The sequence below is a fragment of the Pseudomonas sp. UF-293 genome (genome assembly GCF_058245595.1).
This window is the reverse complement of the sequence record NZ_JBSICA010000002.1, coordinates 146,577-171,358: the sequence shown is the minus strand read 5'-3', so window position 1 is coordinate 171,358 and position 24,782 is coordinate 146,577. Positions and strand designations below refer to the sequence as shown.

Sequence of the window (24,782 nt, the reverse complement as noted above, 5' to 3'; positions counted from 1 at the left end):
ACATGGGACTTAAAGCCAGACTCGAATGGTATGACCAACAAACCGAACTGGGTGAAGGGGAGGAACTATCGAAAGACCTAGGCGAGGACGGCTCATTAATGGAAGCATTAGGCCTACCGTCGAAGAGCTTCAATAACGGCGGATTTGATGTGAAAGCCGATTGGATCAAGACTCTCCAGCCCCACTTCCAGCATTCCATTCAATTTTCTTCTTACGACTATCAGGTATCGTTCGTTTACCGGGATCAATGGTAGATGGGACTGGAACTGAGATTGGAATGGTACGACACAGCAGCCTTGGAGTTTCAGGGGGAAGAGTCGTCAAAAGACCTGGGTGGTGACGAGTCAGTGTTAAGCGCCTTGGGGATTCCCGCCGCAGACAACATCAACAATGGCAGTTTCAACGTCGCTCAAAATTGGCTCGCCACCATTCAGCCGTATTTTCAACATCAAATCGATTTGAGAGTTCACGACTATCAAATTTCGTTTGACTACGGCTAACAGCCCCGGAAGTATTAGCTCCATGCACTTTCTTTTAATTACCGGTTTTTTCCCTGACGAAGTCCAAGATGACTCCTTGCAATTCGAGCTGGATATCACAGGCAGCGAGATGAATGAAAAAGTGGCTCAGCTCATTGAATCCAAGCCCTTGGATGAGGTGGAACCCGGCGAGCTGCTGTTGACTCAGGATCAGGTAACCGCATTGGAAACCCTGCTCAACGTCAGTTTTCCAAAGGGCCTCGAATACTTCATGGGCACCTGCGCCACATACTGAATGAGCAATTCACAAACAAAGAAAAACCCCGACCAGTCACCTGATCGGGGTTTCTTTTACCCGCCTTCCCGCTTAGTGCGAAACGCGGCTGGTTCCGCCAACGGTGGAAATCCGTACCCGCTCGCCAACGCGGAATACTTCATTTTCCTGAACCTGCTGCACATAGGCACGCATGCTGCCGTCGTCTTCGCGGACGGTGATTTCCACGCCTTGGGTGCGGGTCAGGCCTTCTTCGGTGGCCGAGCCAAGCAGGCCGCCAGCCACTGCACCGATGACCGCAGCGACGATGCTGCCCTTGCCGCCGCCGATGGCACTACCGCCGACGCCGCCGACCACTGCGCCCGCTGCGCCGCCGATCGGGGTCTTGGTGCCTTCGATTTTTACCGGTCGCAGGGATTCGATGGTGCCCATGCGAATCGTCTGCACGCGACGCGCTTCGTCACGGGAGTAGGAGTCGCCGGTGAGGCTCGATTGGCAGCCGGTCAGCAACATCGCCATCGTCGAAAAGGAAGCAACCAGCAGAACAGACTTACGCATAGCATCAACTCCAAAAGAACATGTGTTCATTAAACCCCGTGGCCTGGCGCCTGTCACGACACCATCCGGATAAAATTGGCTTCCATTCAGGCCTGGTACAGATGCCCGCGAGCGTCCCATCAAGGTAGCGTCAAATCAGCGATCCTGCGCCATCCGCGTTTATCTCGCTCGGTAGACTGCTCAGGGTGCCAGTCGTTCCAGAATCCACTCGGCGCCCTGGAGGCGGTAGTTGAGGCGATCGTGCAGACGGCTCGGACGGCCCTGCCAGAACTCGATGCGCTCGGGCAACAAACGATAACCACCCCAATGTTCCGGGCAGTGCGGCTGAGTGTCGCTGAAGCGTTGCTCGGTGGCTTTGAGCAGATCTTCCAATTCACCACGACCGTTGATGACCCGGCTCTGCGGTGAGGCCCAGGCGCCGAGACGACTGCCCAGAGGACGCACCTGGTAATAAGCATCGGACTCCTGCGGCGTGACCTTCACTACCCGCCCTTCGACGCGCACCTGACGCTCCAGCGTTGGCCAGAAGAAAGTCATGGCGGCAAACGGATTGGCCGCCAGATGCTGGCCCTTGGCGCTGTCGTAGTTGGTGAAGAAGGTGAAGCCCTGCTCGTCCAGGCCTTTGAGCAACAAAATGCGGCAATGCGGACGACCGTCGGCATCGACCGTGGCCAAGGTCATGGCATTGGCTTCCACCGGCGCCTGCTCGGTTTTCACCGCATCGGCGAACCACTGGTGAAACAGCGCAAACGGCTCGGCCGGGGCTTGCGCCTCGGTCAAACCGTCACGGGTGTAGTCGCGACGCATATCGGCCAGAGCCTGGGTCATGGCGGATTCCTTTTCGTTAGCGGATCACTTTTTTGCGGCGTCGGCTGCGGCGACTTTCTTGTCGGTCGCGGCGGCTTTGGCTGGCGCAGTCTTTTTCGCCGGAGTCTTGGCAGGAGCCTTCTTCGCTGGGGCCTTGGCGGCAGCTTTCTTGGCTGGCGCCTTTTTCGCCGCCGGCACAGCGGCTTTTTTCGCGGCAGGCGCCGGGGTAACCGGTTTGGCCACTGGCTTGACGTCTTGCGCAGCAACCATCGTCACCGGCTTCGGCGCTGGCATGTTGTATTTGCTCAGCAGCGCGACCATGGTGTTTTGCGGCGTCACCAACAGCTCGACACGACGGTTCAAGGCACGGCCTTCAACGCTGTCATTGGCCGCACGCGGCGCTTCGGAACCCATGCCGCGCAACATCAGGCGATCGCGCTGCAAACCACTGAGGCGGAAGATTGCCGCCACCGATTGTGCACGCTCCTGGCTCAGCTTGATGTTGGCCGGCGCAGCACCGCTGGTGTCGCTGTGACCGAGCACCAGCACGGCGGTTTTCGGGTCGGCTTCAAGGATTTTCGCCACGCGAGTGAACGGGCCAAGGGTGATCGGCAGCAGCATCGCCGGGCGATCCGGGTTGAACGAACCTTCAACCGGCGCCGTCACCACCAGCACGTTGTCGCGACGCTCGAGTTGCAGGTTGCTGTCCTTCACCGCCTCACGCAGACGCGGCTCGTAGTCGTCGAGCCAGGCCTGAGTCACCTTCGGATCCGGCATCGGCACGGCTTTGACGGTTGGCTGATCCTTGCCGCCGAACGGCCACCACCATTTGCCATTGGACTGCGCCTCGGCTTTGGCCACTTCGACCGGTTTGGCTTCAGGTTTGACCTCGGCCTTCAGATCGGCCTTGACTGCTTCATCGCTGGAACCGAACGGCCAGTACCACGGGTTGCTGCTTTCGGCTTTGGCCACTGGCGCGGTCGCCGCAGGTTTCAAAGGAGCCGGGGCCGGGGCTGAATCTTTGGCCGCGACTTTGTCGGAAGAACCGAACGGCCACCAACTGCCACCGTCTGCATCGTTTTTCGGGTTCTGTGCGCAACCGGTGATCGCTACACACAGGGCCAGGGCGAGGGTCTTTTTAGATGACATTGAAAATCCACAAAATGAAGTAATGAAAAATCAGAGCACTTTCGCCCGGATAAACAGCCGTTTTGAAACGCAAATCCCTTCGAGGTTCCGACCCTGGAACCTCTGTTGAAGCTTTACAGACAAGTGGCAAGCACCCGCGCCAGCTTTTGTGCGCGCGGATCCATCAAAACGTAAGGCCCCAGGGTATTTGTCACGAAGCCGAAAGCCACATCGTGCTCAGGATCAGCAAAACCGATCGAGCCGCCCGCTCCCGGATGGCCGAACGCGCGCGGGCCGAGGCCATAGGTGGCGTTGGGCACGTCCGGTTGATCGAGCATGCAGCCGAGGCCGAACCGGGTGCGCGTGAGCAAGATCTTGTCGTCGCCGAGGCTGTGCTCGCGGGTCAGCTCTTCGAGCATCTCGCTCCCGAGCAGGCTGCCGTCGAGCAGGCCGGCATAGAACCCGGCGAGACTGCGCGCATTGCCGTGGCCGTTGGCCGCCGGTTGCTGCATGCGTCGCCATTCCGGCTTGTTGGTGCTGGTCAGCACTGACGGCGGATTGGTAAAAGCGCGGGTGGTCATCGCCGTCGGTTCGCGCATGGTCACTTGCAGCAGGCGCTGGGCCGCAGCGTCGCCGGCGTTGCCCTTGCCACGGGCGATGTGCGCTACCCGATGAAATTCTTCGTCGGCCAGGCCCACATGGAAATCCAGGCCCAACGGTTTGGCCACCCGAGCGACGATAGACTCGCCCGGCCCACGACCGTCGGCGCGGCGCAGCAATTCGCCGACCAGCCAACCGTAGGTGATCGCGGCATATCCGTGGCCGGTGCCCGGCGTCCACCATGGCGCTTCGGCCGCGAGTGCGTCGACCATGGTTTGCCAGTCGTAAAGGGCTTCTGGGGCGAGCAGTTCGCGCAGCGCCGGCAAGCCGGCCTGATGGCAAAGCAATTGGCGCAGGGTGACGGATTCTTTGCCGGCGGCGGCGAATTCCGGCCAGTAGCGGGCAACCGGGGCCTCGAGTTGCAACTTGCCTTCAGCCACCAGTTGCAGCGCGGTAACGGCGGTGAAGGTCTTGGTGCAGGAGAACAGGTTGGCGATGGTGTCGCTCTGCCAGGCTTCGCTGCCGTCCTTGTCGGCGGTACCGGACCAGAGGTCGAGGACGGTTTCTCCACCGACCTTGATGCACAAGGCTGCGCCGCGCTCCTGGGGATCGTCGAACAGTGCGGCGAAAGCCTCGCGCACCGCTTCGAATTGAAGCTCGTAATGTCCCTGAATCTGCACCCGCAACTCCCCCGCGAAAACGCTCTACAAAGTGGCCCGCATTGTTCCAGCCCTTGAGGGATTTGGGAACAGGCGCGGGCCAGACGGTTGATCGGCAATTTGTGGTGATCACTTCGCGAGCAGGCTCGCTCCCACACTGGGTCTCAACAGCAGCGGAGATCCCCTGTGGGAGCGAGCCTGCTCGCGAATAACGACTACGCGGTCTGAAACCTAGTGACCATTGCCCGAATGCCCACCCGCCTGTGCAGCCTCCGCCGCTTTGCCAGCCTCGGCCTTGCGCCCGCCTTCAACCTCGGCAGCCGGGGTTTTCTGCGCCTCCTTGCCCAGTTGTTCAAGCGCCTGCAGATTGCTTTTACGCACCGCCTCGACAAAGCCCTGATACGGCAGGTCAGTGACCCCGACCAGACCGAAATGGCCGTTCTCGCCGTCGAGCAAACGCCCGGTCACCGGTTGGTCGAGATACTGGAACCAGTGCACGCCGACAATCGACGGTTCGCTCAGCGCCTGTTTGAGGAAGTTGGCATAGGCCGGACCGCGATCTTCCTCCTTGGCCAGCTGCGTCACGCCGCCCCAGAACGGACCTCGGTCGGCCGAGCCGAAGTTGAATTCGGTGATCAGCACCGGTTTGTCCAGCGCCGCCAGCGCGGCGAAGTCGTAGCCGTCCTGCGGCTTGAGCGTGTACATGTTGAAGCTCAACACATCGCAATACTGCGCGCAGGAGGCCACGGCTTCAGGGGTACTGATGGCGAAGCGACCGCCAAGGAGCATCTGGTTCGGCGCGTGCCATTTCAGCGAATCGGAAATGGTCTTGAAGTAGGTATCGGCGAAGACCTTTTGGAAGTACCTGAAATCCGCCTCGATTTCCGGATGTTCCGGGTTCGGCAGCGGCGGCACGAACCCCGGGTCTTCCATCAATTCCCATGCCGGCAACTCGATGCCCCAGGCCTTGGACAGTCCGGCCTGATTGCGGTACTTGTCGCGCAATTGCTTGAGAAAGGCGCGTTTGGCCGGCACGTCGGTGGTCATTTTCAACGTGCCGTAAGCCAACGCGTAGCGAGCCTTCGGATCGTCGCCAGGGCCGGCCCAGGCCAGTTCGTTGTCGGCGTAATAACCGATCAGCCAAGGATCATCACGGTGATCGCGGGCGGCAATGGCTACGGCGCGCTCGGTGGCCATGGCGAAACGCGGATCGAACGGATCCGGCATGCCGCCCCACCAATCGCTGCCAGTGCTGATACTGGCGTAATCGCCGACGATCGACAGCGGCAAGGTGTACGGCACGCGTTCAGCGTCCGCCAGCGCTGGCGCGCTCCAGTTGCCAACGGTGTTGAAACCCCAGGCTTGCAGGCGATCAAGGGTATGGCGGGTCCAGCGCTCCTCATCAATCCTGGCTGTGCACGGAGCTGTTTGCGTGCCGGACGCTTGCACCGCGTCAGTCTGCGCCGCTTCGGCGATACCGGATTTCGGCTCGACAGGCACCGCTGCAGTTTCAGCCGCCTGCACCGAACCGGCCTCAGCCGCTCCAGCCTTCGCCGCTTCGGCAATCCCGGCCTTGTTGTCGCTGTCGGCCTTGCACGGTTCGCCGTACAGGCGTTGCAGATTGGCGCCATAGAAGTCGTACCAGCGGCCGTTGCCGTAGCCACGGCCCTGATCGGCACCGTTGCCGCCACGGTTGTCGCCCTCGCCGAAATGCGCGGCCAGCGGGTCGTCGTTCTTCGGCAACGATTCAAACATGTATTCACGACCAGCCACGTAGGTCTGGTTGACTTGCGAGCTCACCGTGTTGACGCCCAGCGAGTAGAACGGGTGGCCTTCAGGCGTCACCAGATACCAGCGGCCATCGCGTTTTTCCGTGCGAAAGAAACCGCTCGCCTTGAAGGCCGGGCCTTTGTTCCAGCCGCCGAACTTGTCCAGCGAAGCCTTTTCACGCGCGGCCAGCCACGTATTCAGCTGTTGCAGCTCTTTGCTGGCGGCGCTTTTCAGTTGTTCGTCGCTGCTGACTTTTTCCGGCCATTTACTCCGGGTTGACTGCCCGTAGGCGTCGACCAGATTGCCGTACACCGCGCGCGTCAGCGATTCGCCGTCCTGCACGCCGAACCGCTCGAGCAACAGGCTCTGGGCAACTTTCGGCTGATCCATCGACAGACTCACCGAAACCACCTGGCTGCGATCAATCTCGCCGGTGCTGCTGGCCAGCAGAATGCGTTGGCCATCGACAGTCATTGGCATCGGCGGCCCGGCTTTCATGCCCTGGCTCAGCGGCGTCGAAGCCACCAGCGGCACCAGCAAGGTTTGCGCGGGGCCGGCCGGCAGATCGACGCGGCTGATCAGGGTGCGGCCATCGTTGCTCTGGATCTGCACATAGACCGTCACCGCCCAGTTCATCGCACTTTGCAGACGCAAGCTCATCATGCCGGACTGCGACCAGTCCCAGGCGCCGGTCTGCGGGGTCAGGCGCAAGGTTGGCCGGGCGACCGGGTTGAACGTCACCCGCCGCAGCACTTCGCCTTCGGCGGTCTGTTCGGCATTGGCCTGCGGCAGGTCGGCGTTTTCCGTGGCGACCTTGACCACGTCGGCCGGGCGCACGAAGTTGAACAGCGTCTGCTGACCGGCAGGAGCCGCCAGCAACGGCGCGGCAAAGATCAAGGCGAAAACAGCGGGCAACGAACGGCGGATCATAAGAACGGAGTTCTCCCTAACGACCAGTCAAGGTCAGTGGAACAGCGGTGGCAGAGAGATAGACAACGCGGTGGGCCAATCGGCCCACCCGTGTCTCAGGATATTTCACGACGGAAAGGCGGCAACGCATTGAGGATCGCCTTGCCGTAGCGCTGAGTGACCAGACGCCGGTCGAGCAAGGTGATGGTGCCGCGGTCTTCTTCGGTGCGCAGCAATCGGCCGCAGGCCTGAACCAGTTTCAGTGAGGCATCGGGCACGGAGATTTCCATGAACGGATTGCCGCCGCGCGCCTCGATCCACTCCGACAACGCGGCTTCGACCGGATCGTCAGGCACCGAGAAGGGAATCTTGGCGATCACCACGTGCTCGCAGTAAGCACCCGGCAAATCGACACCTTCGGCAAAACTGGCCAGCCCGAACAGCACGCTGGAATCACCGCCATCGACCCGCGCCTTGTGCTTGTTCAGAGTTTCCTGCTTCGACAGGTTGCCCTGAATGAACACTTGCTTGCGCCAGTCGCGGTCGAGACCGTCGAACACGTCCTGCATCTGCTTGCGCGAAGAGAACAACACCAGCGTGCCACGGGAACCTTCGACCAGATCCGGCAGTTCGCGAATGATCGCCGCCGTGTGAGCAGCGGCATCGCGCGGGTCGGCCTTCAGGTCCGGCACGCGCAACACGCCGGCATCGGCATGATGGAACGGGCTCGGCACCACCGCTGTGACAGCCTTTTTCGGCAGACCGGCGCGCATGCGGAAACGATCGAAAGTGCCCAGCGCCGTCAGCGTCGCCGAGGTCACCAGGCAGCCGTAAGCGACATTCCACAAACTGCGACGCAAGGTTTCCGCCGCCAGAATCGGGCTGGCGTTGACCTCGATGTCGAACAGCGAACCGCTTTCGGCCAGGGTCAGCCAGCGTGCCATGGGCGGGCTGTCTTCCGGGTCTTCGGCGGTGAACGCGGTCCACAATTCCCAGTTGCCGGAAGCGCGGGACAACAGGCTGCCGAACAGTGGATACCATTCTTCGGCCTGATTGCTGGCGATGCCGATATTGACCTCGCCGTCCATGCCTTCCTTGAGCAGGTCGGTCAGGCGCTGGAACAGGTCGTTAAGGCGCGAATAGCCTTTTTTCAGCTCGATGCCCATCTCGCGCATGTCCTCGGGAATCACCCCGCCGACAAAGCGATGTCGTGGACGTTCGCGGCCTTCGACGTCTTCGCCGGGTTTGAAATCGGCGATCTGCTCGCACGCGGTGAACATGAACTGCTGCTGGGTCTTGATCTCCCGCGCCAGCTCCGGCACCTGCTCGATCAGCTTGCCAAGATCGCCCGGCAGCGGATGTTGCGCGAGCAGTTTGGTCAGATTTTTCGCGGTGGTCTCCAGCCAGTCGGCGGTGGAACGCAGGCGCGTGTAATGGGCGAAGTGGCCGATGGCCTTGTCCGGCAGGTGGTGGCCTTCGTCGAACACGTAAATGGTGTCGCGCGGGTCGGGCAACACGGCGCCGCCGCCCAACGCCAGATCCGCCAGGACCATGTCGTGGTTGGTGACGATCACGTCGACCTTGCCCATGCCTTCGCGAGCCTTGTAGAAGGCGCACTGGCCGAAGTTCGGGCAATGACGGTTGGTGCACTGGCTGTGATCGGTGGTCAGGCGCGCCCAGTCGGCGTCTTCCAGCGCGTTCGGCCAACTGTCGCGGTCGCCGTCCCACTTATTGCCGGCGAGTTTTTCGATCATGCTGGTGAACAGCTTCTGACTGGCCTCGTCGACTTCGATCTTGAAGCCTTCTTCTTCGAACAACTGCGCGGTGGCGGTTTGCGCGTGGCCTTCCTGCAACAGCATGTCGAGCTTGGACAGGCACATGTAGCGGCCACGGCCCTTGGCCAGGGCGAAGCTGAAATTCAGCCCGCTGTTGCGCATCAGGTCAGGCAAGTCCTTGTAGACAATCTGCTCTTGCAGGGCGACGGTCGCGGTGGCGATCACCAGACGCTTGCCGGCCAATTTCGCCGTGGGGATCGCCGCCAGGCTGTAGGCCACCGTCTTGCCGGTACCGGTGCCGGCTTCCACCGCGACAATCGCGGGGTCGCCACTGCGCCGGCCTTCGTCGTCGGTGTCGATGTCACCGAGGACCTTGGCGATTTCGGCGATCATCAGGCGCTGGCCGTAACGCGGCTTGAGGCTCTTGGCCTCTAGAAAACGCGAATAGGCGCCCTGGATCGTGGTTTTGAGTTCAGTGCTGATCATTGAGTGTCGGGCGCAAAACGCTGGATAAATTTTCAGTGGTTTGATTCGGCGGCTATCATACCCCGCTAATCGATCCCGCGCAGAACGGAGTGCCCGAATGACACCTTTTAGCCTCGTTTACCCCCTGCATGTCCTTGCCGCTCTGGTGTGGGTCGGCGGCATGTTTTTCGCCTGGATGGTCTTACGCCCTGCGGCTGTGAAGGCTCTTGACGGCCCTGCTCGCCTGACCCTGTGGGTGGAAGTGTTTCAAGGTTTTTTCCGTTGGGTCTGGGTCGCGGTGATCCTGTTGCCGATCAGCGGCGTGGGCATGTTGCATCTGCAGCAGGTCGGCTTCGAGACCGCGCCGAAGTATGTGCAGGTGATGATCGGTTTGTATGTGGTGATGACGGCACTGTTCATCCGCATTCAAGGGCTGATGCTGCCGGAGTTGCGCAAGGCGGTTGAGGCGAAGGATTGGCCCGCGGGTGCGGCGGTGCTGGGGCGGATTCGGCGGGTGGTAGGGCTTAATCTGCTGGTCGGGTTGGTGCTGGTGGCGGTGGCTGCGGCTCGGCCGATGTTCTGACGATGATCGTTCCCACGCCGAGCGTGGGAACCATCAGCCTTCTTACAAACGTTGCACGGTAACCGAACCCGCCGCCCCCACCGGCCCCGGCTGGCCATCCGCGCCGGCCTTGCCGTTCTTGCCGCCGTCAGCGCGGTACACCAGGCAGCCCTTCGACATGCCGCCCTTCCCTGCCTTACCACCGACACCCGCCGGGCCGCCGGCACCGCCAGCCACGTTGACCTTGATCAGCTCGGCCGGGAAATCCCGTGGCACGGCGAGGCGCACCAGCGCACCCGGCGCGCCTGGCTGGCCATCGCTGCCGTCACTGCCATCGGCGCCGTGGCCGGCCGAGCCGTAGGTGCAGCCCGGATCTTCACCGTTGCCGCCGTCGAGGCCGACAAAACCTGGCGCACCCCTGCCACCACGGGCATCGACCGTCAGTTGCGGCGCGCTCAGGGCCTGGAATTGCAGATTCAGATTGCGCCCGGCCCGGGCCGCTTTTTCGTAAGTGCCGGGGGCGCCGCGTGCAGTGATCTGGCTGCCCTCGCTCAACTCAGCGCGCTTGACCTTCACTTCCAGCGCTTGTTCAGCCGGAACGATGGCGATGCGCGCTTCGTGGCCCAGACGCAATTCATCGATGTTCAATTCGGTCACATTGGACGGGATCAGCAAGGTGCCGTAATCGGCGACCTCCAGCTTCTCCAGTTGCAGCGTGCTGGTGGTGTTGGGCAAACGCATCAGCGAATTGCTTTGCACATTGACCACCTGGGCGCAGGCCAGTGGACTGATGAATGCAGCGAGCAGGCAGAGTTTACGCATGGGAAGAAGCCTCCGGAGCGGCCGGGGCCGGGATGGTTTGCAGGTGGAAAACGCCGAACAACAGGATGCGGCCTCGATCACGCCAGGGATGCGGACGACCCTTGAGGCTGCGGTTGCACAGCAGCACTTCGAGTAGATGAATCAGCAACAACAGAGCGCCGGCCAGATTGACCAGCAGATGCAGCGGATGAACAAACGGCACCAACTGATTGGCCAGTACCACGCAGCAGAACAGCAGGGTCAGCAAACGCCCCAGCCCCCAGAACACCTTCATACGCTCCCCCGTGTTGCGAATTATTCTTTGCACGCACAGTACCGGCTTCTGCGGGGGATAAGCCAGAGGGAAAAATGAAATTTGTGCAAACGCTGATGAAATGGCTGCCGGGCCGATGATTTCGGCCCGGCAGCTCTAGCCAGCGGACTACAGACCCTTCCTAACGATTGATATGCAGTTCGACCCGGCGATTTTCCGCGCGGCCTTCATCGCTGGCGTTATCGGCCACCGGTTCACTCTCCCCCCGGCCTTCGCTGGTGAGTTTGTTCGGCGCCAGGCCTTGACTCAGCAAGTACGCGGCGACACTGCTCGCGCGCCGCTCGGACAAAGCCTGGTTATAGGCGTCGGAGCCTTTGCTGTCGGTGTGCCCGATAACTTTGATGCTGACCACATCAGCATTGCGCAGTTTGTCCATCAAGGTATCGAGCTGGGCTTTTGCCGCCGGGGTCAGATCGGACTTGTCGAAATCGAACAGCACATTGCCGGCATCGTTCAAGGTAATCACCTCGGTTTGCGGCACCGGTTCGACCGGTTTTACTGCCACCGGATATTGCGGCAGCGGGCAGCCACGGTGATCGACTTCGGTGTTTTCCGGCGTGTCCGGGCAGCGGTCGCGGCGGTCAAACACGCCGTCGCTGTCTTCGTCGCCGTCCTGGGCGTAACAGATCAGCCCGCCGGTGACGATACCCAGTGCCGCGCCGCCACCGGCCCAGCCGGCGCTTTCGATGGCGCCAAGACCGCCGCCGACCAGGCCACCAAGCAGGCTGCAGATCGGCCACGTACGTTGATTGAGAGGGGCGGTGCCATCGCTGTGAGTGGCACAACCGGTGAGCAAGCTGCCAAGCAGCACCGGCAAGACGGACCTTGAGAAAACACGCATTTGTGAACGCTCCTGTGTACCGGCCCATACCGGTTACACAGGAGTAAAGACCCGCATCCGCGACTGCACAAGCCGCGGATGCGAGAGGGGCTAGCGGACGATTTTGATTTCGGTGCGACGGTTCTGTGCACGACCATCGGCCGACTTGTTGTCAGCGACAGGCTGGCTTTCACCAAGGCCCGACACCGAAACGAAGCTGGCACGTGGCACGCCCTGCTGGATCAGGTATTCCACCACCGAATGCGCACGACGATCCGACAGTTTTTTGTTGTAGGCATCGCTGCCGACACTGTCGGTGTGACCGGTCACGGTCAGTTGCGCGGTAGAGGATTCCTGTTTCAGGCGATCGGCGACCTTGTCCAGCACCTGCTTGTCAGGGCCGGTCAGCGTGGCTTTGTCGAATTCGAAATGCACATCACGAATGACGATGGTTTCTTCCTTGACCACAACCGCTTCTTCGACCACTGGCGCAGGCGTCGGTGGCGGGCAACCGTCAGCATCGACCTGCACGCCTTTAGGTGTGCCCGGGCACTTGTCGCGACTGTCCGGCACGCCATCGCCGTCTTCATCGCCATCACCATGCACCCAGCAGTAAGCCGCTGCCGTACCGCCGACCAGCAGCGCACCGTAGCCAGCCCACGATGCGCTTTCCGTCGCGCCGAGACCGGCACCGACCACACCGCCGACCGCCGCACAGGTCGGCCAGTCGGTTTTCTGCAAACCTGCACAACCAGTCAACACACTGGTTAGCAGAACCAAGGGTAATGCTGTCCGAACTATGCTCATCTAGTTTTCTCCTGAGGGATCGGCTTAAAACCGATTCAGGGAGTAAAGACCGGAGTTTTAATCTCCGCCAGCAATAGGCCACCGCTGTTTGCGACCGTGTTCACAGGGGTTTGCCTCTTTATAGGGGAAACGACGCCACCGGGCGCTTTGCCGACGCAGTCTGGCAGGCTAGTCTTGGCGGTCTGACTGAGGAGCTTCGATGAACGTCGCCATTTCTTCGCGCACGCCACAACAGGCGTTGGCCGCTTTGCTGGATCGCTACGCCCCGGCTCGACTGCTGCTGATCGGCGCCAGCGAATTTCCCGCATTGAGCGCTTTCAAGGGCGCACATCCAGACACCGTGGTCGCCCATGCCGCGCCCGGCGCACTGCCCGCCGAACTGGCCGCGCAACGCTTCGATCTGGCACTGGTAGTCGATTGCCTGGAACATTTGCCCAAGCGCGATGGCCTGAATCTGTTGGGCGGCATCCGCAATCTCAACGCCAGCCGCATCGCGGTGCTGGCAGATCTGGCGGCCATTGGCTGGCAGGAAACCGATTTCTATTCGCTGGCCCTGCAGGCCAGCGAGCGCTTCCAGCGCGACGAGCAGGTGCTGACCCTGTTCACCTACGATCTGCTTGACTACAAACAAGTCCCCGACTGGCTCAATTCACGCTTCTGGGCCAATCCGGAAAACTTCGGGAAATACTGGTGGTAATGCAATGAGTACAGCCATTTGCCCTTGCGGCAGCGGCAATCTGCTGGACGCCTGCTGCGGCCCTTATCATGACGGTCACCCGGCTCCGTGTGCGGAAGCCTTGATGCGCTCGCGCTACAGCGCTTATGTGCTGGGGCTGGTCGACTATCTGGTGGCGACTACCCTGCCCGCCCAACAAGCGGGATTGAACAGGCAATCGATCAGCGACTGGAGTGCACAAAGCACCTGGCTTGGCCTTGAGGTCGAGAGCTCGGAAGTGTTCGGCGGCCAGCCGGAACACGCTTTTGTGTCCTTCACTGCGCGCTGGCATGACAGCCAGGGCGAGCACAGTCATCGCGAGCGCTCTTCATTCGTGCAGAACGCCGGGCGCTGGTACTTCATCGATCCGACGGTGCAGATGAAACTGGGGCGTAATGACGGCTGCCCGTGTGGCAGCGGGCAGAAGTTCAAGAAGTGTTGTTCGGGGTATTTCGGCGCTTGAGCTGAAGATCAAAGGATCGCAGCCTTCGGCAGCTCCTACACGGGATTAGCCGAAGGCTGAAATCTTTTAAGGTCTAGACTGGGCACAAAGGGAGTCAATTTCATGCTCGGTCGCCGGCGCACATTACATTTTCTGCTGTTGATGCTGATCGTAAACCTCGGCGGCTGTGCCTCGTGGTTCAGCGACGACAGCGTCGAGCCCGCCGTGCATCTGGTGAAAGTCGAGGTGGTGCGGGCCAAGCTGCTCGAACAGAAATTCATCCTGCACTTTCGCGTCGACAATCCCAACGACAGCGACCTGACCGTGCGCGGCCTCGAATACCGGATTCACCTGGCCGACATGCTGCTCACCGAAGGCGAGCATGAGCACTGGTTTACCGTCGGGCCCAAGCGCAGCGCTTACTTCAAAGTGCCGATCCGCACCAACCTCTGGCCGAAGGTCAAACAGGTGGTGAAACTGCTGAAAAACCCGAACCAGCAGATTCCCTATCGATTGCAGGGGGAAATGGAAACCGGTTTATTCATCGCCCACTACGTGCACCTTGAGCGCAATGGCGTGATAATCCCCGCCGATCTAACTCCGGAGTGACCTCGATGACCCAGCAACCCCATGTCCATGGCCCTGACTGCAACCACGATCATGACCACCATCACGATCACGACCATGGCCATGTCCACGGCCCGAACTGCGGCCACGCCCACCAGGAACCGGTGCGCAACGCCCTGAAAGACGTCGGCCGCAACGACCCTTGCCCATGCGGCAACGGCAAGAAATTCAAGAAGTGCCACGGCGCTTGATGGCACTGGCGAAGATCTTCTTCGCCTGACACACCGCTTTCGCGAGCAGGCTCGCTCCCACAGTGACCGCATTCCGATCTCCTGTAGGAGTGAGCCTGCTCGCGATGGGGCCGGCACATTCAACATTGTTGGCGCCTGACTCACCGCTTTCGCGAGCAGGCTCACTTCTACAGGGATCGCGTTTCATCTGAAGAGATATGGTCACTGTGGGAGCGAGCCTGCTCGCGAAGGCGGCGGCGCCTCCACTACAAAACTTCAGCCCGCCGCCAGAATCTGCGAAGAGCCGACCACCGTCGCATACTCCCCATGCAGATTCCCCAGCGACATCCCGTGCACCTCTTCAGCGGTACGCGGTGTGCCGAAATAATCGGCCTTGTCGAAGGTGAAGCACGCATCATCAGCCACAAACGTATCGAATCCCAAATTGCCTGCGGTGCGCGCCGTCGACTCAACAGAGTTATTGGTCGCCACACCAACGATGATCAGTTGCCCGATCCCAGCCTCACGCAACTGCGCCTCCAGCCCACTGACACAAAACGCATCCGGCACCTGTTTCTTGATCAGCCATTCCCCGTCCCGAGGAACAAATCGCTCTTGAAACTCCACTCCGTCCTGCTCGGGCCAGAACACCGAATCAAGCGAGCGCGACAAGTGCTGCACGTGAATCACCGGGCGCCCGCTGCGCCGCCACAGCGCCAATAACTCAAGCATTCTCTCTTCGGCCTGAAGATTATTCCGCCGCCCCAGACGCGGATGCAAAATGCCTTTCTGCTGGTCGATGATGATCAGCGCAGCGTTGCTCTGAAGCTCCATAGCGATCTTTCTCCTGACAGGTATCGAGACTTATTCCGTAGTTCAACATCAGCGCTTTCCCACAGGCAACTGTCACGCCTCTGACCGATCAGCCGACAACTGCATAAATAACCACTCGCCCCGCTTGCGCGGCCCTCGCGCCCTCACTAACGTAGCGGCTTTATTGCGCCCCCAGCCTTATACCCCCGCAGGAGCTTCGCCATGGCCTCGCCAGCCCTTACACATTTTCTTCCCCGGTTCGGCGTTGCCGCAGCAGTGGCCGGTGTCCTCGGCTTGTCCGGTTGCCAGACCTGGAACGCTCAGGACAGCCTGGCGCCGACCTCCGGCGTGCAACCGCTCAAGGGCCTGGCGCAAAACGTTTCGGTGCGACGCAATGCGATGGGCATGCCGCTGATCGAGAGCAACAGCTTCCATGACGCGCTGTTCAGTCTCGGTTACGTCCACGCCAGCGACCGCATCAATCAGATGGTCACCCTGCGCCTGTTGGCTCAGGGCCGGCTGGCGGAAATGTCCGGCGCCTCGATGCTCGATGCCGACCGCTACATGCGCGCGGTCAATCTGAAGAAAAGCGCCGGCGAGCTGTACAAGGCCTCGTCGCCACGGCTCAAGCGCTTCTTCGAAGTCTACGCACGGGGCGTCAACGCCTACCTGTTCCGCTACGCCGACAAGTTGCCGGGCGACCTCGCCGCCAGCGGTTACAAGCCGGAATACTGGAAACCGGAAGATTCGGCGCTGATTTTTGCCCTGCTGAATTTCAGCCAGTCGGCCAACCTGCCGGAGGAAATCCAGTCGCTGGTGCTCGCGCAAACCGTGACCACTGACAAACTCGCCTGGCTGAGCCCGTCAGCACCCGATGAAAACCTGCCAGTGGCTGAAGCCGACAAGCTGCAAGGCCTCAAGCTCAACGGGCAGATTCCGGGGCTGACGGAACTGAGCAGCGCCAGCCAGCAACTGTCGGCGCTGAACCTGCTCGGCACACCGACTGCGAACAACTGGGCGATCGCCCCGCAGCGCAGCCGTAGCGGCAAAAGCCTGCTGGCCAGCGATGCGCACGGGCCGCTGGCCGCGCCGTCGCTATGGAGTTTCGTGCAGATCCGTGCGCCGAAATTTCAGGCCGCCGGCGTCACGGTTGCCGGTCTGCCGATGGTGCTCGGCGGCTTCAACGGCAAAGTGGCGTGGAGCATGACCAGCGTGCTCGGCGATAACCAGGATCTGTTCCTCGAGAAAATCCGCCGTCAGGGCAGCAGCCTCACTTATGAAGTCAACGGCAAATGGCAGCCGCTGGGCGTGCGCAACGAGACCTACTTCGTCAAAGGCCAGCGGCCGATTCGCGAAGCCGTGTACGAAACCCGCCACGGCGCGCTGCTCAACAGTGCTCAGGCAGCGGCGCAAGGCAGCGGTTTCGGCCTCGCGTTGCAGACGCCAAGCTTCACTGACGACAAAACGCTGGATGCCTTCTTCGATCTGACCCGTGCGCAAAACGTCGAGCGGGCCTCGGACGCCAGCCGCGAAATCCGCGCCATTACCCTGAATCTGGTATTCGCCGACGCAAGCAATATCGGCTGGCAAGTCACCGGGCGCTTCCCCAACCGTCGCGAAGGCGAAGGTCTGCTGCCCTCGCCGGGCTGGGACGGACGCTACGACTGGGACGGTTACGCCGACCCGATGCTGCACCCCTACGATCAGGACCCGGCACAAGGCTGGCTCGGCACCGCCAACCAACGCGTCATCCCCGACGGCTACGGCATGCAGCTGTCGAAATCCTGGGCGGCACCGGAGCGCGGCGAACGCCTGGCGGAAATGGCCGGTAGCGGTAAGCACGACAGCCGCAGCGTGATCGCCATGCAATACGACCAGACCACCACCTTCGCCGCCAAGCTGAAAAAAGTCTTCGAAGCGCCGGGCATGAAGCAACCGCTGAAACAGGCGATCGACGCCCTGCCGGACGCCGAGCGCAGCAAGGCCCGCGAAGCCTTCACGCGCTTGATGGCGTTTGACGGCAAGCTGAGCCCGACCTCGGCGGATGCGGCGATCTACGAACTGTTTCTGCAGGAAAGCATGAAGCAGATCTTCCTCGATGAACTGGGTCCTGAGTCGAGCCAGGCGTGGAAGGCCTTTGTCGCCAATGGCGATCTGTCCTACGCGGCGCAGGCCGATCATCTGCTGGGGCGTGAGGACAGTCCGTTCTGGGATGACCTGCGCACGCCGCAGAAAGAAGACAAAGCGCTGATTCTCGCCCGCAGCCTCGCTGCTGCGATTACCACGGGCGACAGCCAGTTAGGCGGCGATCACCGCGCCTGGCAGTGGGGCAAACTCCACAGCTATGCATGGAAAAACAGCGGCGGCCAGACCGTTCGCGGGCCGTTGGCGGCCGGTGGCGATCACACTACCCTGAACACCTCGGCGTTTGCCTGGGGCGAGGACTTCGTCACCACGCGCGCGCCGTCGATGCGCTTTATCGTCGACTTCGGCCAGAGCGAACCACTGATGGCGCAGAACGGTACGGGGCAGTCGGGCAATCCACTGAGTCCGAACTACCTGAACGGGATCGATGCGTGGCTCAAGGGTCAGTACATCGGCCTGCCGATGCAGCCGCAGAACTTTGATCGGGTGTATGGCAAGGCCCGCTTGACCCTCACCCCCGGCAAGTAAACGCAGTTCTCCTGTGGGAGCGAGCCTGCTCGCGAAGACGGAGGCACAGTCAGAATTGATGTGTCCGGTAAACCGCTTTCGCGAGCAGGCTCGCTCCCACATTTGCGTTGCATCGCCCTTAAAAGTCGATCGAACTTCCAGCTTCACGCCCGCCTCATAGTTAACAAGCCCCCCATTGCGGTCATGACATGGATCTTGTTATCGCCCGACCTGAAGGTCTCTACTGCCCCGCCGGGGATTTCTATATCGATCCGTGGCGGCCGGTCGAACGTTCGGTGATCACCCATGCCCATGGCGATCACGCGCGCACCGGTAATCAGCACTACCTGTCGAGCAGTGCCAGCGCCGGGATTCTGCGCGCGCGCCTCGGTCAGGATATCCAGTTGCAAACCCTCGATTACGGCCAGCGCCTGACCCATCACGGTGTGACCTTGAGTTTTCACCCAGCCGGGCATGTCCTTGGTTCGGCGCAGGTGCGCCTGGAATACGGCGGCGAAGTCTGGGTCGCGTCAGGCGATTACAAGGTCGAGCCGGATGGCACCTGCACGCCGTTCGAACCGGTGCGCTGCCACACGTTCATCACCGAATCGACCTTCGGCCTGCCGATCTATCGCTGGCAGCCGCAGGCGCAGATCTTCGCCGAGATCAATCAGTGGTGGGCGGCCAACATCGCCGCCGGCAAGGCCAGCGTGTTGTTCTGCTATTCCTTCGGCAAGGCCCAGCGGATTCTCCACGGCATCGACGAAACCCTCGGGCCGATCCTCAGCCACGGCGCGGTCGAACCGCTGAACCGCGTCTACCGCGATGCCGGTGTGTACCTGCCGCCGACGATCTATGCGGGCGACGTGAAAAAAAGCGATCCGATCATGCGCCAGGCGCTGGTCATTGCTCCGCCGTCGGCGGGCGGCAGCACGTGGATGCGCCGTTTCGGCGATTTCAGCGATGCCTTCGCCAGTGGCTGGATGCGTCTGCGGGGGACGCGGCGGCGGCGCGGCGTCGATCGCGGCTTCGTCCTCTCCGATCACGCCGACTGGCCCGGCCTGCTGTGGGCGATCAACCAGACCGGCGCGGAACGGGTGATGGTTACCCACGGTTCGATCGGCGTGCTCGTGCGCCATTTGCGCGAGCAAGGCCTCGACGCGCAAGGCTTCACCACTGAATACGGCGATGACGAAGACGACAACATCGCCTCTGAAACCACCGTTGCCGAGACCTCCCCATGAAAGCCTTCGCCGAGTTATATGCCGAACTCGACGCCACCACGTCGAGCAACGCCAAGCTGGCGGCGATGCAGGCTTACTTCGCGCAGGCCGCGCCAGAAGATGCCGCATGGGCGGTGTATTTCCTGTCCGGTGGCCGGCCTCGGCAACTGGTGCCAGTGCGCATCCTGCGCGAGTTGGCGGTCGAAGTCTCAGGACTGGAGCCGTGGTTGTTCGAAGAAAGCTATCAGGCCGTAGGCGATCTGGCGGAGACCATTTCTTTGGTGCTACCGGAAAATGCCCACAGCTCCGAGGCCGGTCTTGCTGAATGGATCGAAGACAAGCTGCTGCCATTGCGCGGCGAAACGCCAGAGTATCTGGCGCGCCAACTGCCGATGTTGTGGGCGCAACTGGACCGGCCGAGCCTGATGCTGTGCATCAAGCTGATCACCGGCAGTTTCCGCGTCGGCGTGTCGAAGTTGCTGGTCACCCGCGCCCTCGCCTCCATGGCCGGGCTCGACAGCAAGCGCGTGGCGCAGCGTCTGGTCGGTTACACCGATCTGTCGAACCGGCCCAACGCCGCGAGTTACCTGAAACTCATCGCCCCGGAATCCGCCGACGAACACGCCCAGCGCGGCGGTCAGCCCTACCCGTTTTTTCTCGCCCACGCTCTGTCGCAACCGGTGGAGGAATTCGAAGCCCTGCTCGGCCCGGCCAGCGATTGGCAGGTGGAATGGAAGTGGGATGGCATCCGCGCGCAAGTGGTCAAACGCGACGGCAAGCTGTGGGTGTGGTCGCGCGGCGAGGAATTGGTCACGGAGCGCTTCCCCGAGTTCGATGTGCTGGTCCACGGCTTGCCCGACGGCACGGTGATCGACGGCGAAATCGTCGTGTGGAAGAGCACCCATCCGACTACCGAAGATGCCTTCGATCCGCAATCCGACGAGCCGCCGGCCGTGCAACCGTTCGCCCTGCTGCAACAACGCATCGGTCGCAAGACGCTCGACAAGAAGATTCTCGAAGAAGTGCCGGTGGTAGTGCTGGCCTACGACCTGTTGGAATGGCAGGGCGAAGACTGGCGCAACCAGCCGCAGGTCAAGCGCCGTGCGCAACTCGAAGAGGTGATCGCGCGCTGCAACAGCCCGGTACTGCTGCCCTCCCCGGTATTGACCGGCGAAGACTGGCTCGACCTTGGCCGTCAGCGCGAAGCGTCACGCAAACTCGGCGTTGAAGGCATGATGCTCAAGGCCCGCGATTCGCTGTATGGCGTCGGCCGCACCAAGGACATGGGCGTGTGGTGGAAGTGGAAAGTCGACCCGTTCAGCGTCGACGCGGTACTGATTTATGCCCAGCGTGGACACGGCCGCCGCGCCAGTCTGTACAGCGATTACACCTTCGCCGTCTGGGACGGCCCGCCGGAATCCAGCCAGCGCTCGCTGGTGCCGTTTGCCAAGGCGTATTCGGGGTTGACCGATGAAGAGATGCGCCAGGTCGACAGCATCGTGCGCAAAACCACAGTAGAGAAATTCGGCCCGGTGAGCAGCGTGAAACCGAGTCTGGTGTTCGAACTGGGTTTCGAGGGCATCGCCCTGTCGCGTCGGCACAAGAGCGGCATCGCCGTGCGTTTCCCGCGTATGCTGCGCTGGCGCAAGGACAAGACCGTCGAGGAAGCAGACAGCCTCGCTACCCTGCAGGACCTGTTGGCCTGACTCATTCCCGAGCCGGCGATGATCGTTCCCGCGCTCCGCGTGGGAACGATGGGTCATGCGGGCGCCAAAACGGTGCAGAAATTTTCAGGCATTCACGCCGACGCACTAAATTCTCTCCTGCCCCTGTGCTACAACCTTTTTAAAACACCTGTTCGGCACTCTGGTTCGGAAATTGCTACTTTCTATAGGTCGTAAGCGTTGCAGTAACAATAATTCTGCGCCACAAGCGCTCATATTGGTTCTTAGGGATTGAATAATGAAAAAAGCATTGCTGACCCTTTCTGCACTGGCGTTGTGCATTTCCGCCGGCTCCGCGCTGGCCAAGGAATACAAAGAGCTGCGCTTTGGCGTTGACCCTTCGTACGCACCGTTCGAGTCGAAAGCGGCCGATGGCAGCCTGGTCGGGTTCGATATCGATCTGGGTAACGCGATCTGCGCCGAACTGAAGGTCAAGTGCAAATGGGTCGAAAGCGATTTCGACGGCATGATTCCGGGCCTCAAGGCCAACAAATTCGACGGTGTGATCTCGTCGATGACCGTGACCCCGGCCCGCGAGAAGGTCATCGACTTCTCCAGCGAACTGTTTTCCGGCCCGACCGCTTACGTGTTCAAGAAAGGCTCCGGCATCACCGCCGACGTCGCTTCGCTCAAGGGCAAAACCGTCGGTTACGAGCAAGGCACCATTCAGGAAGCCTACGCCAAAGCCGTGCTGGACAAGGCTGGCGTGAAAACCCAGGCCTATCAGAACCAGGATCAGGTGTATTCCGACCTGACCTCTGGCCGTCTCGACGCCGGTATCCAGGACATGCTGCAAGCCGAACTGGGCTTCCTGAAGTCGCCAAAAGGCGCCGAGTATGAAATCAGCCAGCCGGTCGACAGCGAATTGCTGCCAGCCAAAACAGCTGTCGGTATCAAGAAAGGTAACACTGAGCTGAAGGCACTTTTGGATAAAGGTATCAAAGCGTTACACGACGACGGCAAATACGCCGAGATTCAAAAGAAACACTTTGGCGACCTGAATCTGTACAGCGGCAAATAATGCCCCGGCGCCCATCCTCGATGGGCGCCTTTTCCATCCGCTCAGGTTGCTGATTTATGTTTGAAACCCTCCTGCAAAATCTGGGGCTGGCCTCGTTCAGTCTGCAGGGCTTCGGCCCGTTGCTGCTGCAAGGCACCTGGATGACCATCAAATTATCGGCGATGTCGCTGCTGGTGGCCGTGTTGCTCGGCCTGCTCGGCGCCAGTGCCAAACTGTCGAAAGTCAAACTGGTGCGCCTGCCCGCGCAGCTCTACACCACGCTGATTCGCGGCGTGCCGGATCTGGTGCTGATGCTGTTGATCTTCTACAGCCTGCAAACCTGGCTGACGTCGCTGACCGACTACATGGAATGGGAATACATCGAAATTGACCCGTTCAGCGCCGGCGTGCTGACGCTGGGCTTCATTTATGGCGCGTATTTCACCGAGACCTTCCGTGGCGCGATCCTCGCGGTGCCGCGTGGTCAGGTCGAAGCCGCCACCGCCTATGGCCTCAAACGCGGCCAGCGCTTTCGCTTTGTGGTGTTTCCGCAAATGATGCGTTTTGCCCTCCCAGGCATCGGCAACAACTGGATGGTCATGCTCAAGGCCACGGCGCTGGTATCGATCATTGGCCTCGCCGATCTGGTCAAGGCAGCGCAGGACGCCGGTAAAAGCACCTATCAACTGTTCTATTTTCTGGTCCTCGCCGCCTTGATCTATCTGCTGATCACCAGTGCTTCGAACTTCATCCTGCGCTGGCTCGAACGCCGCTACGCCGCCGGTGCCCGGGAGGCCGTACGATGATCGAACTTCTCCAGGAATATTGGCGCGCCTTCCTTTATACCGACGGCCAGAACATCACCGGGCTGGCGATGACGATGTGGCTGCTGACCGCCTCGATCTGCATCGGCTTCGTCGTCTCGATTCCGTTGTCGATTGCCCGCGTCTCGTCGCATTTCTATGTCCGCTGGCCGGTGCAGTTCTACACCTACCTGTTCCGGGGCACGCCGCTGTATATCCAGTTGCTGATCTGCTACACCGGCATCTATAGCCTCGCCGCCGTGCGCGAACAGCCGATCCTCGACAGTTTCTTTCGCGATGCGATGAACTGCACGATCCTCGCCTTCGCGCTGAACACCTGCGCGTACACCACGGAGATTTTCGCCGGGGCGATTCGCAGCATGAACCACGGCGAAGTCGAAGCGGCCAAGGCTTATGGCCTGACCGGCTGGAAGTTGTACGCCTACGTGATCATGCCGTCGGCACTGCGCCGTTCGTTGCCTTACTACAGCAACGAAGTGATCCTGATGCTGCACTCGACGACCGTGGCGTTCACCGCGACCATTCCCGATATCCTGAAAGTCGCGCGGGATGCCAACTCGGCAACCTTCCTGACCTTCCAGTCATTCGGTATCGCCGCGCTGATTTATCTGACCATTACGTTTGCGCTGGTCGGCCTGTTCCGCCTCGCCGAACGCCGCTGGCTGGCCTTCCTCGGGCCGACTCACTAGCACCGGTTTGAAAATAAAGAGATAACAATGCGCCACCAGATCCATGACTTGCTGGCCCCGCTGCCGGGGACCGCACGGCAGATTCACAGCTTCCACTTCGGCCCACAGCAGGCCAAGGGCAAGGTTTACATTCAGGCGTCGCTGCACGCCGACGAACTGCCGGGCATGCTGGTCGCCTGGCACCTGAAACAGCGTCTGGCCGAGCTGGAAGCCGCCGGCCGCCTGCGCAGCGAAATCGTCCTCGTGCCGGTGGCCAACCCGGTCGGTCTCGAACAAGTGCTGATGGATGTGCCGCTGGGCCGTTACGACCTCGAGAGTGGGCAGAACTTCAACCGCTGGTTCGTCGACCTCAGCGAAGAAATCGGCAACGCCATCGAAGGCCAGTTGAGCGACGATGCGCAGCACAACCTCGAACTGATCCGCGCCAGCCTGCGCAACGCCCTCGACCGTCAGACGCCGACCACGCAACTGCAATCCCAGCGTTTGACCCTGCAACGCCTGGCCTGCGATGCCGACATGGTGCTGGATTTGCACTGTGACTTCGAGTCGGTAGTGCACCTGTACACCACGCCCGAGGCGTGGCCACAGGTCGAGCCATTGGCGCGCTATATCGAAGCCCAGGCCAGTCTGCTCGCCACCGACTCTGGCGGGCAGTCGTTCGACGAGTGCTTCACCCTGCTCTGGTGGCAGCTGCGCGAGCGCTTCGGCGAGCAGTTCGAGATTCCGCTGGGCAGCTTTTCGGTGACCGTCGAATTGCGCGGCCAGGGTGACGTCAATCACCCACTGGCCAGTCGCGATTGTCAGGCGCTGATCGATTACCTGATCCAGTTCGATGCCATCGTCGGCGAGACCAAGCCGCAACCGCCGCTGCCGTACCCGGCCACGCCGCTGGCCGGGGTCGAACCGGTGACCACGCCAGTCGGCGGCCTGCTGGTGTACTGCGCCACACCCGGCCAATACCTGGAAGCCGGCCAGCAGATCGCCGAAATCATCGACCCGGTCCACGACAAGGTCACCCCCATTCATTGCACCGCCGCCGGCCTGCTGTATGCGCGCTCGCTGCGGCGCATGGCCACTGCCGGCATGGTCATCGCCCACGTCGCGGGCGCCGAAGCCTATCGCAGCGGCTACCTACTTTCGCCTTGAGGATGCTCG

At 61.3% G+C, this 24,782-nt stretch carries 26 protein-coding genes; 15 read left to right on the top strand and 11 right to left on the bottom strand.

Going from position 1 to position 24,782, the window contains the following annotated elements:
- The first annotated feature begins 2 nt into the window (after positions 1–2).
- From AC4IHP_RS03215 to AC4IHP_RS03205, 3 genes are read left to right on the top strand one after another with little or no spacing between them, the layout of a single operon-like run.
- Positions 3–254 (top strand): colicin E3-like toxin immunity protein, encoded by a 252-nt coding sequence (locus tag AC4IHP_RS03215; protein ID WP_434767940.1) that lies wholly within the window; start codon positions 3–5, stop codon positions 252–254.
- Positions 255–500 carry a colicin E3-like toxin immunity protein gene (locus AC4IHP_RS03210; protein WP_460124666.1) on the top strand — a complete coding sequence of 82 codons (246 nt, stop codon included), beginning with the start codon at positions 255–257 and terminating at the stop codon, positions 498–500.
- Positions 501–522: 22 nt separating this feature from the next.
- Entirely contained in the window at positions 523–774 is a 252-nt protein-coding gene (locus tag AC4IHP_RS03205) for a pyocin S6 family toxin immunity protein (protein WP_460124664.1), read from the top strand.
- Positions 775–846: 72 nt separating this feature from the next.
- Here AC4IHP_RS03205 and AC4IHP_RS03200 read toward each other — a convergent pair whose 3' ends face one another.
- The 6 genes from AC4IHP_RS03200 to dinG all read right to left on the bottom strand — a co-directional run bounded on the left by AC4IHP_RS03200 (position 847) and on the right by dinG (position 9,445).
- Positions 847–1,311: an outer membrane lipoprotein gene (locus AC4IHP_RS03200; protein ID WP_016771369.1), complete on the bottom strand. Its 465-nt coding sequence runs from the start codon at positions 1,309–1,311 to the stop codon at positions 847–849.
- Between the two features lie 180 nt (positions 1,312–1,491).
- Positions 1,492–2,139, bottom strand: a complete 648-nt coding sequence (gene pdxH / locus AC4IHP_RS03195; RefSeq protein WP_460124661.1) for a pyridoxamine 5'-phosphate oxidase — start codon at positions 2,137–2,139, stop codon at positions 1,492–1,494.
- Between the two features lie 24 nt (positions 2,140–2,163).
- Complete coding sequence (locus AC4IHP_RS03190) at positions 2,164–3,267, bottom strand: OmpA family protein (RefSeq protein WP_490830854.1); 1,104 nt, start codon at positions 3,265–3,267, stop codon at positions 2,164–2,166.
- A gap of 113 nt (positions 3,268–3,380) precedes the next feature.
- Entirely contained in the window at positions 3,381–4,526 is a 1,146-nt protein-coding gene (locus AC4IHP_RS03185; RefSeq protein WP_460124655.1) for a serine hydrolase domain-containing protein, read from the bottom strand.
- 210 nt (positions 4,527–4,736) lie between these two features.
- Entirely contained in the window at positions 4,737–7,205 is a 2,469-nt protein-coding gene (locus tag AC4IHP_RS03180; RefSeq protein WP_490830853.1) for a beta-galactosidase, read from the bottom strand.
- A gap of 95 nt (positions 7,206–7,300) precedes the next feature.
- Positions 7,301–9,445 carry an ATP-dependent DNA helicase DinG gene (gene dinG / locus AC4IHP_RS03175; protein WP_024011911.1) on the bottom strand — a complete coding sequence of 715 codons (2,145 nt, stop codon included), beginning with the start codon at positions 9,443–9,445 and terminating at the stop codon, positions 7,301–7,303.
- A gap of 97 nt (positions 9,446–9,542) precedes the next feature.
- Here dinG and AC4IHP_RS03170 point away from each other — a divergent pair, with 97 nt between their 5' ends.
- Positions 9,543–10,007 (top strand): CopD family protein, encoded by a 465-nt coding sequence (locus AC4IHP_RS03170; RefSeq protein ID WP_130912005.1) that lies wholly within the window; start codon positions 9,543–9,545, stop codon positions 10,005–10,007.
- 42 nt (positions 10,008–10,049) lie between these two features.
- Here the strand turns inward: AC4IHP_RS03170 and AC4IHP_RS03165 are convergent, their stop codons facing one another.
- From AC4IHP_RS03165 to AC4IHP_RS03150, 4 genes are all read right to left on the bottom strand, one after another.
- Positions 10,050–10,808 carry a collagen-like triple helix repeat-containing protein gene (locus AC4IHP_RS03165; protein ID WP_490830852.1) on the bottom strand — a complete coding sequence of 253 codons (759 nt, stop codon included), beginning with the start codon at positions 10,806–10,808 and terminating at the stop codon, positions 10,050–10,052.
- On the bottom strand, positions 10,801–11,082 hold the full coding sequence (locus AC4IHP_RS03160) for a DUF1145 domain-containing protein (RefSeq protein ID WP_016771375.1): 282 nt from the start codon (positions 11,080–11,082) through the stop codon (positions 10,801–10,803). Before AC4IHP_RS03160 ends, AC4IHP_RS03165 begins: the two co-directional genes overlap by 8 nt.
- A 160-nt stretch (positions 11,083–11,242) precedes the next feature.
- Positions 11,243–11,962: a PA1041 family peptidoglycan-binding anchor lipoprotein gene (locus AC4IHP_RS03155; protein ID WP_490830851.1), complete on the bottom strand. Its 720-nt coding sequence runs from the start codon at positions 11,960–11,962 to the stop codon at positions 11,243–11,245.
- Positions 11,963–12,052: 90 nt separating this feature from the next.
- On the bottom strand, positions 12,053–12,748 hold the full coding sequence (locus tag AC4IHP_RS03150; protein ID WP_024011908.1) for a PA1041 family peptidoglycan-binding anchor lipoprotein: 696 nt from the start codon (positions 12,746–12,748) through the stop codon (positions 12,053–12,055).
- Positions 12,749–12,947: 199 nt separating this feature from the next.
- Here AC4IHP_RS03150 and AC4IHP_RS03145 point away from each other — a divergent pair, with 199 nt between their 5' ends.
- The 4 genes from AC4IHP_RS03145 to AC4IHP_RS03130 all read left to right on the top strand — a co-directional run bounded on the left by AC4IHP_RS03145 (position 12,948) and on the right by AC4IHP_RS03130 (position 14,723).
- On the top strand, positions 12,948–13,445 hold the full coding sequence (locus AC4IHP_RS03145; RefSeq protein ID WP_490830850.1) for a DUF6231 family protein: 498 nt from the start codon (positions 12,948–12,950) through the stop codon (positions 13,443–13,445).
- A 4-nt stretch (positions 13,446–13,449) separates the two neighbouring features.
- On the top strand, positions 13,450–13,926 hold the full coding sequence (locus tag AC4IHP_RS03140; protein WP_460124640.1) for a YchJ family protein: 477 nt from the start codon (positions 13,450–13,452) through the stop codon (positions 13,924–13,926).
- A 102-nt stretch (positions 13,927–14,028) separates the two neighbouring features.
- On the top strand, positions 14,029–14,514 hold the full coding sequence (locus tag AC4IHP_RS03135) for an LEA/WHy family protein (RefSeq protein WP_024011906.1): 486 nt from the start codon (positions 14,029–14,031) through the stop codon (positions 14,512–14,514).
- A 5-nt stretch (positions 14,515–14,519) separates the two neighbouring features.
- A complete protein-coding gene (locus tag AC4IHP_RS03130) occupies positions 14,520–14,723 on the top strand; it encodes an SEC-C metal-binding domain-containing protein (RefSeq protein ID WP_003198420.1) in 204 nt (67 codons plus the stop codon).
- Between the two features lie 255 nt (positions 14,724–14,978).
- Here the strand turns inward: AC4IHP_RS03130 and AC4IHP_RS03125 are convergent, their stop codons facing one another.
- Complete coding sequence (locus AC4IHP_RS03125) at positions 14,979–15,536, bottom strand: cysteine hydrolase family protein (RefSeq protein ID WP_490830849.1); 558 nt, start codon at positions 15,534–15,536, stop codon at positions 14,979–14,981.
- A 201-nt stretch (positions 15,537–15,737) separates the two neighbouring features.
- On the opposite strand from AC4IHP_RS03125, the gene AC4IHP_RS03120 reads away from it, so the two are divergent.
- The 7 genes from AC4IHP_RS03120 to AC4IHP_RS03090 all read left to right on the top strand — a co-directional run bounded on the left by AC4IHP_RS03120 (position 15,738) and on the right by AC4IHP_RS03090 (position 24,773).
- A complete protein-coding gene (locus tag AC4IHP_RS03120) occupies positions 15,738–18,188 on the top strand; it encodes a penicillin acylase family protein (RefSeq protein ID WP_490830848.1) in 2,451 nt (816 codons plus the stop codon).
- 188 nt (positions 18,189–18,376) lie between these two features.
- Positions 18,377–19,411 (top strand): ligase-associated DNA damage response exonuclease, encoded by a 1,035-nt coding sequence (locus AC4IHP_RS03115; protein WP_490830847.1) that lies wholly within the window; start codon positions 18,377–18,379, stop codon positions 19,409–19,411.
- Positions 19,408–21,096, top strand: coding sequence for an ATP-dependent DNA ligase (locus tag AC4IHP_RS03110; protein ID WP_490830846.1), 1,689 nt, complete (start codon positions 19,408–19,410; stop codon positions 21,094–21,096). Before AC4IHP_RS03115 ends, AC4IHP_RS03110 begins: the two co-directional genes overlap by 4 nt.
- A gap of 256 nt (positions 21,097–21,352) precedes the next feature.
- Positions 21,353–22,135, top strand: coding sequence for a transporter substrate-binding domain-containing protein (locus tag AC4IHP_RS03105; RefSeq protein ID WP_039762609.1), 783 nt, complete (start codon positions 21,353–21,355; stop codon positions 22,133–22,135).
- Between the two features lie 56 nt (positions 22,136–22,191).
- The gene (locus tag AC4IHP_RS03100) at positions 22,192–22,920 is read left to right on the top strand and encodes an ABC transporter permease (protein WP_016771383.1); all 729 of its coding nucleotides are present in this window, start codon (positions 22,192–22,194) and stop codon (positions 22,918–22,920) included.
- Entirely contained in the window at positions 22,917–23,627 is a 711-nt protein-coding gene (locus tag AC4IHP_RS03095) for an ABC transporter permease (RefSeq protein WP_490830845.1), read from the top strand. Before AC4IHP_RS03100 ends, AC4IHP_RS03095 begins: the two co-directional genes overlap by 4 nt.
- A 27-nt stretch (positions 23,628–23,654) precedes the next feature.
- Positions 23,655–24,773 carry a succinylglutamate desuccinylase/aspartoacylase family protein gene (locus AC4IHP_RS03090; RefSeq protein WP_490830844.1) on the top strand — a complete coding sequence of 373 codons (1,119 nt, stop codon included), beginning with the start codon at positions 23,655–23,657 and terminating at the stop codon, positions 24,771–24,773.
- Positions 24,774–24,782 lie beyond the last annotated feature (9 nt).

What these genes read in the sequence shown, in the direction of transcription:
- AC4IHP_RS03170 (WP_130912005.1), top strand. Translation starts at nt 9,543, where the DNA reads ATGACACCTTTTAGCCTCGTTTACCCCCTGCATGTCCTTGCCGCTCTG.
- AC4IHP_RS03205 (WP_460124664.1), top strand. Translation starts at nt 523, where the DNA reads ATGCACTTTCTTTTAATTACCGGTTTTTTCCCTGACGAAGTCCAAGAT.
- AC4IHP_RS03110 (WP_490830846.1), top strand. Translation starts at nt 19,408, where the DNA reads ATGAAAGCCTTCGCCGAGTTATATGCCGAACTCGACGCCACCACGTCG.
- AC4IHP_RS03145 (WP_490830850.1), top strand. Translation starts at nt 12,948, where the DNA reads ATGAACGTCGCCATTTCTTCGCGCACGCCACAACAGGCGTTGGCCGCT.
- AC4IHP_RS03130 (WP_003198420.1), top strand. Translation starts at nt 14,520, where the DNA reads ATGACCCAGCAACCCCATGTCCATGGCCCTGACTGCAACCACGATCAT.
- AC4IHP_RS03105 (WP_039762609.1), top strand. Translation starts at nt 21,353, where the DNA reads ATGAAAAAAGCATTGCTGACCCTTTCTGCACTGGCGTTGTGCATTTCC.
- AC4IHP_RS03090 (WP_490830844.1), top strand. Translation starts at nt 23,655, where the DNA reads ATGCGCCACCAGATCCATGACTTGCTGGCCCCGCTGCCGGGGACCGCA.
- AC4IHP_RS03210 (WP_460124666.1), top strand. Translation starts at nt 255, where the DNA reads ATGGGACTGGAACTGAGATTGGAATGGTACGACACAGCAGCCTTGGAG.
- AC4IHP_RS03120 (WP_490830848.1), top strand. Translation starts at nt 15,738, where the DNA reads ATGGCCTCGCCAGCCCTTACACATTTTCTTCCCCGGTTCGGCGTTGCC.
- AC4IHP_RS03165 (WP_490830852.1), bottom strand. Translation starts at nt 10,808, where the DNA reads ATGCGTAAACTCTGCCTGCTCGCTGCATTCATCAGTCCACTGGCCTGC.
- AC4IHP_RS03190 (WP_490830854.1), bottom strand. Translation starts at nt 3,267, where the DNA reads ATGTCATCTAAAAAGACCCTCGCCCTGGCCCTGTGTGTAGCGATCACC.
- AC4IHP_RS03125 (WP_490830849.1), bottom strand. Translation starts at nt 15,536, where the DNA reads ATGGAGCTTCAGAGCAACGCTGCGCTGATCATCATCGACCAGCAGAAA.
- AC4IHP_RS03160 (WP_016771375.1), bottom strand. Translation starts at nt 11,082, where the DNA reads ATGAAGGTGTTCTGGGGGCTGGGGCGTTTGCTGACCCTGCTGTTCTGC.
- AC4IHP_RS03180 (WP_490830853.1), bottom strand. Translation starts at nt 7,205, where the DNA reads ATGATCCGCCGTTCGTTGCCCGCTGTTTTCGCCTTGATCTTTGCCGCG.
- AC4IHP_RS03155 (WP_490830851.1), bottom strand. Translation starts at nt 11,962, where the DNA reads ATGCGTGTTTTCTCAAGGTCCGTCTTGCCGGTGCTGCTTGGCAGCTTG.
- AC4IHP_RS03115 (WP_490830847.1), top strand. Translation starts at nt 18,377, where the DNA reads ATGGATCTTGTTATCGCCCGACCTGAAGGTCTCTACTGCCCCGCCGGG.
- AC4IHP_RS03135 (WP_024011906.1), top strand. Translation starts at nt 14,029, where the DNA reads ATGCTCGGTCGCCGGCGCACATTACATTTTCTGCTGTTGATGCTGATC.
- AC4IHP_RS03215 (WP_434767940.1), top strand. Translation starts at nt 3, where the DNA reads ATGGGACTTAAAGCCAGACTCGAATGGTATGACCAACAAACCGAACTG.
- AC4IHP_RS03140 (WP_460124640.1), top strand. Translation starts at nt 13,450, where the DNA reads ATGAGTACAGCCATTTGCCCTTGCGGCAGCGGCAATCTGCTGGACGCC.
- pdxH (WP_460124661.1), bottom strand. Translation starts at nt 2,139, where the DNA reads ATGACCCAGGCTCTGGCCGATATGCGTCGCGACTACACCCGTGACGGT.
- AC4IHP_RS03100 (WP_016771383.1), top strand. Translation starts at nt 22,192, where the DNA reads ATGTTTGAAACCCTCCTGCAAAATCTGGGGCTGGCCTCGTTCAGTCTG.
- AC4IHP_RS03200 (WP_016771369.1), bottom strand. Translation starts at nt 1,311, where the DNA reads ATGCGTAAGTCTGTTCTGCTGGTTGCTTCCTTTTCGACGATGGCGATG.
- AC4IHP_RS03095 (WP_490830845.1), top strand. Translation starts at nt 22,917, where the DNA reads ATGATCGAACTTCTCCAGGAATATTGGCGCGCCTTCCTTTATACCGAC.
- AC4IHP_RS03150 (WP_024011908.1), bottom strand. Translation starts at nt 12,748, where the DNA reads ATGAGCATAGTTCGGACAGCATTACCCTTGGTTCTGCTAACCAGTGTG.
- dinG (WP_024011911.1), bottom strand. Translation starts at nt 9,445, where the DNA reads ATGATCAGCACTGAACTCAAAACCACGATCCAGGGCGCCTATTCGCGT.